At 65.9% G+C, this 8,434-nt stretch carries 7 protein-coding genes; all 7 read right to left on the reverse strand.

All coding sequences use genetic code 11. The annotated features are described in order from the left end of the window. Nucleotides 1-47: 47 nt before the first annotated feature. Nucleotides 48-1,019: an ABC transporter permease gene (locus FCU66_RS39250; RefSeq protein ID WP_136621756.1), complete on the reverse strand. Its 972-nt coding sequence runs from the start codon at nt 1,017-1,019 to the stop codon at nt 48-50. Beyond that, nucleotides 1,016-2,563, reverse strand: coding sequence for a sugar ABC transporter ATP-binding protein (locus FCU66_RS39255; protein ID WP_136621757.1), 1,548 nt, complete (start codon nt 2,561-2,563; stop codon nt 1,016-1,018). Before FCU66_RS39255 ends, FCU66_RS39250 begins: the two co-directional genes overlap by 4 nt. Before the next feature lie 245 nt (nt 2,564-2,808). Beyond that, the gene (locus FCU66_RS39260; protein WP_127264248.1) at nt 2,809-3,843 is read right to left on the reverse strand and encodes an ABC transporter substrate-binding protein; all 1,035 of its coding nucleotides are present in this window, start codon (nt 3,841-3,843) and stop codon (nt 2,809-2,811) included. Nucleotides 3,844-3,932: 89 nt separating this feature from the next. Next, nucleotides 3,933-4,847: a sugar phosphate isomerase/epimerase family protein gene (locus tag FCU66_RS39265; protein WP_136621758.1), complete on the reverse strand. Its 915-nt coding sequence runs from the start codon at nt 4,845-4,847 to the stop codon at nt 3,933-3,935. 38 nt (nt 4,848-4,885) lie between these two features. Beyond that, nucleotides 4,886-6,436 carry a mannitol dehydrogenase family protein gene (locus FCU66_RS39270; RefSeq protein WP_136621759.1) on the reverse strand — a complete coding sequence of 517 codons (1,551 nt, stop codon included), beginning with the start codon at nt 6,434-6,436 and terminating at the stop codon, nt 4,886-4,888. Then, nucleotides 6,412-7,194, reverse strand: a complete 783-nt coding sequence (locus tag FCU66_RS39275) for an SDR family oxidoreductase (protein WP_136621760.1) — start codon at nt 7,192-7,194, stop codon at nt 6,412-6,414. Before FCU66_RS39275 ends, FCU66_RS39270 begins: the two co-directional genes overlap by 25 nt. A gap of 78 nt (nt 7,195-7,272) precedes the next feature. After that, a complete protein-coding gene (locus tag FCU66_RS39280; RefSeq protein WP_136625500.1) occupies nt 7,273-8,166 on the reverse strand; it encodes a MurR/RpiR family transcriptional regulator in 894 nt (297 codons plus the stop codon). Nucleotides 8,167-8,434: the final 268 nt, after the last annotated feature.

Genomic DNA, 8,434 nt, shown 5'->3' on the forward strand with positions numbered 1-8,434 from the left:
CAGAGGGGGGCGCCGTAGGGCGCAACGCCTCATTTCATGCTCTCTCATCATTGCCGCCCCCGCATCGTAATGAACGCGCCGAACATCACCACGGCGACCATGATGGCGCCTTCGATGATGGCGGTGACGTTGGGGTCGATGGCGAGCAGCGTGAGGTCGGTGCGCACCAGCCGCAGCACGAAGACGGCGACGATGGGGCCGAGCAGGCCGCCCTTGCCGCCGCCGAGCGCCACGCCGCCCAGCACCACGGCCGCGACGCTGGCCAAGAGATAGGGGCCGGGAATGGGGGCGCCGATGCCGGTGCTCATGGTCAGCGCCAGCCCGCCCATGGCAGCGAACAGGCCGGACAGCGCATAAGCGATGATGCGGGTGCGCTTGACCGGCACGCCGCTGCGGAACGCCGCCAGCTCGCTCGAACCGATGGCGTAGATGGAGAGGCCAAGGCGCGAGCGCCTGAGCGGTATCCAGATGATGCACAGGCAGACGATCAGCACCAGCAGCGCCTTCGGCAGCCAGGCATCGATGCCGTCGGGAAGGCCCGGTATCGGCACGGTGCCTGAGATCAGCCCCTTCAGCCATTCGGCGGCCGCACCGCCCGGCGCGTCAAGCACCAGCAGGGCGGCCCCCTGCAGCACGAACAGCGTGGCCAGCGTGACGACGATGTCGGGCACGCGGGTGACGACGATCAGCATGCCGTTGACGGCGCCGAGCACGAAACCCATGGCGAGCACGAAGGGCACCACGAACAGCGCGTATTCTTCCGACGCGCCTGCCATCATCGAAGCGGCGGTGACGCTGGTCAGCGCCATCATGGCGGCGACCGACAGGTCGATGCCGCCGGCGATGACGACCACGGTCTGTGCGGCGACGGCGAAGGCGTAAGGCAAAACCGCCCGCGCGAGCGAGCCGAAATCGCCGCTGCCATAGGCCGGCTGGATCAGTTTCGTGATGATGAACAGGGCGACGAAGAGAGCGAACAGGCCGGCAACCCAGCCCTGGCGGCGCAGGAAATGGCTCATGGCGTCGCCCCCGGCTCCGAAGCATGCGCCGTGGGGTCGGCCAATATGCCGATATCCGCCTTGACGCCGCGCGGCAGGCCGTAGGCGGCGCGCATCAGCGCTGGCTCGTCGGCCTCCTCGACCGGGAAGATGTCGACGACGCGGCCGCCGAAAATGACGATGACGCGGTCGCAGACACGCTGCACCTCTTCCAGTTCGGAAGTGTAGAACAGCACCGACTTGCCGTTGCCGGCAAGCTCACGCACCAGATGATAGATCTCCTGCTTGGTGCCGACATCGATGCCGCGCGTCGGGTCGAAGCACAGGATGGTGCGGGCGTCCGCGGCGATCCAGCGGGCAATCGTCACCTTCTGCTGGTTGCCGCCTGAAAGGCGCTGCACCTCGCCTTGCGCGCGGGTGTCGATCTGCAGCCGCTCGATGGCGCTGACCACCTTGGCGCGCTCCCGGCGCATGTTGATCGGCCCCCAGTTGCGCAGCGCAGCACTGAAGGGCAGGGCGATGTTCTCGCGCACCGAGCGCTGCATGGCGAGTGCCTCGGCGCGGTCGCCCGGCACATAGGCGATGCCGGCGCGGATGGCGTCGATCGGGTGCGAGAATTTCACCGGGCCGCCATCGACCTCTATCGCGCCACTGGTCGGCCGGATCGAACCGGCAAGGGCCGCGAACAGCTCGTCCTGGCCCTGGCCTTCGAGCGCGACGACGCCGGCCACCTCGCCGTCGGCGAGATCGAAGGAGACATCGTTGAGCTTGGTGCCGACGCGCAGATTGCGCACGGAGAGCCGCGGACGGGCAGGGGCGGGCGCTGCCTTCTGGGCGGCACTGCGCGCGGCGACATGGGTCTTGACGATCCGGGTGCCGAGCATCAGCTCGACGATCTTTTCCTCGACGCCCGGCACGATGTCGACGACGCCAACGGTCTCGCCGTCGCGCAGCACGGTGGCGCGGTCGCACAGTGCGGAGATTTCGACGAAGCGGTGCGAGATGAAGATCACCGCGCGGCCCGAGTCGCCCTGGCGGCGCACCACTTCCAGCACTTTCTCGGCGAGATTGGCGGGCAGGGCGGCGGTCATCTCGTCGAGCAGCAGCACGTCGGGCTCGACGGCCAGCGCACGCGCCAGGTCGAGCACGCGCAGTACGGCCAGCGGAATGTCGCGCGCGGTGTCGCGGATGTCGAGGTCGGGAATGCCGAGTTCGCGCACCCAGGCGCGGAACGGCTCGACCGGCGTGCCGGTCAGCCGCAGATTGGACAGCACGTCAAGATCGGGGATCAGCGACGGCTCCTGGTAGACGGGCAAAAGGCCGGCGCGGCGCGCGGCGGCGGGCGAGCGGATGTCGCGCGCCTCGCCACGGATCAGGATGCGTCCGGCATTGGCCGATATGGCCCCGGTCAGGATCTTCACCAGCGTCGACTTGCCGGCGCCATTGGCGCCCATCAGCGCGTGCACTTCGCCCGGCAGGACGGAGAGCGATGCGTTGCGCAGGGCCGCAACCGCGCCGTAATTCTTGGCGACGCCTGACGCGTCGAGTAGGGGGTTGCTGGTCAAATTGGGTGGTTCTCGGTTCAGATGGCAGCTATCGCGTGTGGAGAGGCCCCCTCATCCGGCCGCTTCGCGTCCACCTTCTCCCCGTGGGGGAGAAGAGGCTGGCGCTCGTGCCGGCTCCCTCCTCTCCCCTCGGGGAGAGGTCGGATTGCCCCGAATTGCCCTCCGCAATTCGGTTGGCAATCCGGGTGAGGGGGCCTTTGCCCATATGTGACTTCCCGCCGTTGTAAGGCAGGGATATCGGAGATTTACTCACCCGGGCCCTTGCAGGCCACGATCTGTTCCTTGGTGTACGTCGTCCAGTCCGGGATCGAGATCGAGACCGGCCATTCGGGGCTGAGCGACGGGTCGGCGGCGGCCTTCAGCTTGGCCTTGCCTTCCTCGGTGGCGTTCTCCCACAGCTGCGGCTCGACCAGCACGGTCTGCTGTGCCGGCTTCTTGCCGTCGAGGATCTGCAGGGCGAGCGTCACACCGGCGCCGCCGATCGAGCCGGGGTTGGTGACCGCGGCACCGACGAGGCCCTTGACCGAGCTCAACTGGCCGACGAAGCCGGCATTGTCGGCGCCGACCACCGGCACCAGTGGCGCCTGCGATTCGACCAGCGCGTCGACGATGACGTTGTCGATGCCGGAGGTCCACACACCGTTGATCGGCGTGCCGGTTGCGAGGAAGGACAGCATCTGCTGCTTGGCCTGGTCCTGCTGCCAGCCGGTGAAGACTTCCTGCGCGACCTTCACGTCGGGGAATTCGGCGAGCGCCTTCTTGAAGCCTTTGTCGCGATCGCTGTCGGCGGACGCGCCGGCGGCACCACGCATGTAGAAGACGTCGCCCTTGCCGCCCATCTGCTGGAACAGCCACTTGGCGCCGAGATAGGCATACTGCTCCTGGTTGTTGGAGATGATGTAGGCCGACGGTTCGGTGACCGCCTGGTCGACGGCAACGACGACGATGCCGGCCTTGGTGGCTTCCTCGAGGCCCGCCTTGATGCCGGCCGGATCGGCCGGGTTGACGACGATGGCGTCGACCTTGGCGCTGATCAGGTTGCGGATGTCTTCGAGCTGGCCGGCGGCATCGGTGTTGCGATGGGCGATGTTGAGCTTAGCGACCTCACCGGAGGCGAGCGCCTGCGCCTTCATGGCGCAGACCATCTCTTCGCGCCAGCCATTGCCCTGGACGGTGTTGGAGATGCCGATCGTGTATTTGCCCGCGGCGGCCGAGACGCCCACCGAGGCCAGCAAGGCAGCACCCGCAAGCAGCGGGACCATGGTCAGGATTTTCTTCATTTCAGACTTCCTCCACATTGTTTTTCAGTTTCAGTTCAACCCGTTAAAGCACGTCGCTGACAGAGTGATTCATGCGGCGCGCTTTAATTTCATTTGACGAACGGACGCAGCACGTCGCGGGCGAGCAGGAAACCCCGTTTCACCTGATCGTCGCTGCCTTCAAATCGCCTGTCCTCGTGTTCGATGATGACCGATCCGTCATAGCCGGCGCGGTAGAGGCCGGAGAAGAAGCCGTTCCAGTCGACATCGCCCAGCCCCGGCATGCGCGGCACCTGCCAGCCTATCCCTGCCGAAAGGATTCCGCGCTCGTAAAGTCCATCATGATCAATCATCAGGTCCTTGGCGTGGACATGCAGCATGTAGGGGCCGAATTCCTTGATGAAACGGGCCTGGTCGATCATCTGCCAGATCAGGTGCGAGGGGTCGAAATTCATGCCGACCTCGCCGCCCCAGGCTTCCAGGATGCGACGCCAGACCTGTGGCGAATAGGCGATATTGTGCCCGCCCGGCCACTCGTCATAGCTGAAGATCATCGGGCAGTTCTCGAAGGCGAGCTTGACGCCGTGGTCGCGCGCATGGGCGACGATTTCGGGCCAGACCTTGAGCGCCTCCTGCCAGTTGACGTCGACGGTCTTCGAGGCATCGCCGCCGCAGAAGGTGTTGACGACAGGCACGCCCATATTGGCGGCCAGCACGATCACCTTCTTCAGATGGGCGATCACTTCGTCGCGGTGAGCGGCGTCGGGGTGTAGCGGGTTGGGGTAGTAGCCGAGGCCGGAGACCGACAGGTTCTTCTCCGCCAGCGAAGCGACGATCTCCTTCGCCTGCGTGGCCGAGGTGGAGGCAGCGTCGATGTGGCTGGTGCCGGCATAGCGGCGGTTGGCGCCGGAGGATTTCGGCCAGCAGGCGATTTCCAGCACCTCGAAACCGGCCGCGCTTGCCCAGCCGGCGACCTCGCCAAGCGGCGTCTCCGCGAACGGTGCGGTGAGCACTCCAAGTTTCATACTGCCTCCCCTGGTCGCGAATTCACGACCGACTTGTACTATGCAGATCGAGCCGGCCGCTTCAACCGTGTGGTGTCGGCTTGTTTCAGATTGCGCCTGACGGTTGCCATCGGATCGCCCGAAAGCAGCCCGTCGAGCGCCGATGTTACGGCCCTGCGGAACGTCTCGTTCGCGGCAAGACCGGGGTCGAAAATCGTGTCGATGGCAAGGATGCCCGCGGCCAGCGCCTGCGCGTCGCCGCCGGTTGCGTCGGCAATCGCGGCGACCTTGGCGGCATAGGGGTCCGACACCGGCCAGCGTTTGCCGAAGCGTGCTGAAGCCTGGACCAGATAGGCCATCCAGCCGGCGACCGGGATCGACAAAAGGGCGATGCTTTCGCCCTGGCTCAAGCGGTCGCGGATCGGGTTGAGCAGGCGCTGGACGATCTTCTGTGAGCCGTCGGTGGCGATCTGGTGGTTGCGATGGCGGATGGCGGTGTTGCGCAAGCGGCCGAGGCTCTGCTCGACATAGGCCAGCGGATCCATGCCCGGCACCGGCGTCAGCGTCGGCAGCGTTTCCTCGACAAGCATGCGCCTGGCGAAGGTCGACAGCAGCGGATCGGCAATGGCATCCGATGTGTGTTCGAGGCCGGCCAGCACACCCAGCGTGGCGAGCGTCGTCTGCGCGCCGTTGAGCACCCGCATCTTGAGATGCTCGAACGGCGTGACGTCGTCGACGAAACTCGCCCCGACCAGATCCCAGCGCGGCATGCGGCCGGCGAATTTCTGCTCGATCACCCATTGCCGGAACGGCTCGCCGACGGCAACGGCGGCATCGCGGTAGCCGAACCACTGTTCGACGCTGTCGAGGTCATCCTGCGTGACCGCCGGCGCGATGCGGTCGACCATGGCCGAGGGGAAGGCGGCGTTGGCTGATATCCACTCGGCCAGTCCATTCTCGCGCTGCTCGACAAAGGCCTGCACGACATTGGCCAGGATCACGCCATTGGTCGGAATGTTGTCGCAGGACAGCAGCGTCAGCGGCCGGCCATGTGTCGCCCGGCGCAGCTCCAGCGCCTTCGCGAGGATGCCGGGCACGCTGCGTGGCGTCTGCGGGTTGGCGAGGTCATGGACGATGTCGGGATGGCCAAGGTTGAGTTCGCCGCTCGACGGAATGTGGCAATAGCCTTTCTCGGTCACCGTCATCGTCACCAGTTCGATGTCGGGTGAGGACAAAACGGCGAGTGCGGGTGCGGCACTTGCCTGGCTGTCGACCACCTCAAGGATGCTGCCGATGACGCGTGCTTCGATATGGCTGTTCTCGCGGATCAGCCTTGTGTAGAGCCCGCTCTGCCGGCCGAGCGTCTCAGTGAGGCTGGGCGGGCGGATGTTGATGCCGATCACGCCCCAGCGGTCGAACCGGAGCGACAAGAGGTCATCGGTGTACTCGGCCTGGTGGCAGCGATGGAAGGCGCCGACGCCCAGATGCGCCATGCCAGCGGCGAGCGCCGCGCGGTCATAGGCCGGTGTCTGGACAGCGGCGGGAAGCCTCTCCAGCAGGGCTGGACCGAGCGTTTCGATGGCGCTCACCGGTTCGCCCCGATCACCCATTGTTCCTGGTCGACCAGCGTGCCGGTCATCGGGCCGGCGGCATCGGAAAGCAGGAAGACGGCGAGGTTCGCGATATCGCTCGTCGAAAACAGGCGGCCGAAAGGCTGCGCGGCGTTGGCGGCATCGAGCCAGCCCGGACCGTTGCCCAGCGTGTCGGCCTGCATGACGCGTTCGGCCGGCGTGTCGGTCCAGCCGACATTGATGCCGTTGACGCGGATGCGGTCGAAACGGTGGGCGTTGGCGGCGTTCTTGGTCAGCGTCGCCAGCGCGCCCTTGCTGGCGGAATAGACGGCGAGCTCCGGCGAGCCGCAATGGGCGTTGATCGACAGGATGTTGACAATGGCGCCACCCTGGCCGCGGTTCTTCATGTCGGCAATCGCCGCCTGCATAAGGAAAAACGGGGCGCGCGCGTTGACGGCGAACAGCGAGGCCCAGTCGTCGAGATCGGCATCGAGGAAGGAGGCGCGGTCGGTCAGGCCGGCGGCGTTGACCAGCGCGTCAATGCGGCCGAAGCGATCGATGCAGGCTTGCGCCAAAAGGGCAGGGGTTGCCGGGTCGGCGAGGTCGGCGGCGACGAAGATTGTCGGCGTGCCGAGCCGCGAAAGCTCCGCCGCCACAGCATCGCCTCGCACCTTCTCGCGACCGGTGACCAGCAGGCCGCCGGCGCCGGAACGCGCAAGCGTCTCGGCGACCGCGCGGCCGATGCCTTGCGTCGCGCCGGTGACCAGCGCCACCTTGCCGTTGAGTTGAAGCTCCATTCCTCCTCCCGGAACAAAGTTTCTATTTTTTGAAATATGGAACGGCAATTCCCGATAGTCAATTGTGCCAGCGGTACCTCATTTGGTGCGACGGGCGACGACGCCATGGACCAGCGCCATGCCGACGGCGAGCGAGGCGGCCAGCGAGCGGAAGCCGGCGAAGTCGGATTCCACCACTTCCAGCCAGCTGTCCGACAGCCGGATCAACGGGCTGAAGGTGCTGTCGGTGATGGTGACGATGCGGGCGTTGCGCTCATGCGCCACCGCGACGAGGTCGGGTGTGATCGAATTGTAGGGGCTGAAGGAGACCGCCAGCACGGCATCCTGCCTGCCGATGCAGCCGACCTGGTCGATTGCAGTGGAGCCGACATTGTCGACCAGCACGTTGCGCACGCCTTGCTGCGAGAGCGTCAGCGACAGATAGGTGGTGACGGGGAAGGCGCGCTTGGAGCCGATGACATAGATCAGGTCGGCGGCCGCCAGCAGCGCTACCATCTTCTCGAAGCTCTCGACGTCGAAGCCGCTCTCGATGCGGCCAAGCGAAGCCTGCGAGGCACCGACCATGCCATGCAGGAAATGCAGATGAGCATTGGGCTCGGCCTCTGTCCGCTGCTCGCCGCGCCCTTCAGGCCATGACCCCTTGACGTGCTCCTTGAACAGGCCCTGGAAATCGGAAAAGCCGGAGTAACCGAAGATCTGGGCGAAGCGCACCAGCGTCGAGGGCTGCACGCCGGCCTGTGCCGCCACCTGGGCGATGGTGCCAAGCGCGACGTCGCTCGGATGCTGCCACAGGAAGATGGCGACCTGGCGCAGCCGCTTGGGGAAATGCACGGTGCCGGACGACAGCACCGCGCGCAGCTCCTCATAGGTCTGCGGCTGGATGTAGCCGAGGGCGGCCAGCGAGCGTCCGCGCTTGCGCGTCGCCGCCTCGTCGGCAACGGACCGTCCGGATGTTTTGCCCGCCCCACTCATGATTTCAGGCTAGCGCGGCACGATCGTTTTACAATATGGAAATTGGAAAACGTGTTCGATTGGTCTCGGAGAAAGACGTGAACAGCTCAAAGTAACGCTCTACGGCGCCCCCCTTTGTCCTGCCGGACATCTCCCCCACAAGGAGGGAGATTGGCAGCCTAGTCGGCGGCGCTCTTCTTGCCACGTCTGAGATTGGCGAAGGCCCTGGTGGCAGCTGATCTCCCCACTTGTGGGGGAGATGTCCGGCCGGACAGAGGGGGGCGCCACA

Source organism: Mesorhizobium norvegicum (genome assembly GCF_004919685.1).
Taxonomy (GTDB): Bacteria; Pseudomonadota; Alphaproteobacteria; order Rhizobiales; family Rhizobiaceae; genus Mesorhizobium; species Mesorhizobium norvegicum.

Excerpts from the sequence above, each read along its gene's own strand:
- FCU66_RS39250 (WP_136621756.1), bottom strand. The coding sequence starts at position 1,019 with ATGAGCCATTTCCTGCGCCGCCAGGGCTGGGTTGCCGGCCTGTTCGCT.
- FCU66_RS39260 (WP_127264248.1), bottom strand. The coding sequence starts at position 3,843 with ATGAAGAAAATCCTGACCATGGTCCCGCTGCTTGCGGGTGCTGCCTTG.
- FCU66_RS39265 (WP_136621758.1), bottom strand. The coding sequence starts at position 4,847 with ATGAAACTTGGAGTGCTCACCGCACCGTTCGCGGAGACGCCGCTTGGC.
- FCU66_RS39270 (WP_136621759.1), bottom strand. The coding sequence starts at position 6,436 with ATGGGTGATCGGGGCGAACCGGTGAGCGCCATCGAAACGCTCGGTCCA.
- FCU66_RS39275 (WP_136621760.1), bottom strand. The coding sequence starts at position 7,194 with ATGGAGCTTCAACTCAACGGCAAGGTGGCGCTGGTCACCGGCGCGACG.
- FCU66_RS39280 (WP_136625500.1), bottom strand. The coding sequence starts at position 8,166 with ATGAGTGGGGCGGGCAAAACATCCGGACGGTCCGTTGCCGACGAGGCG.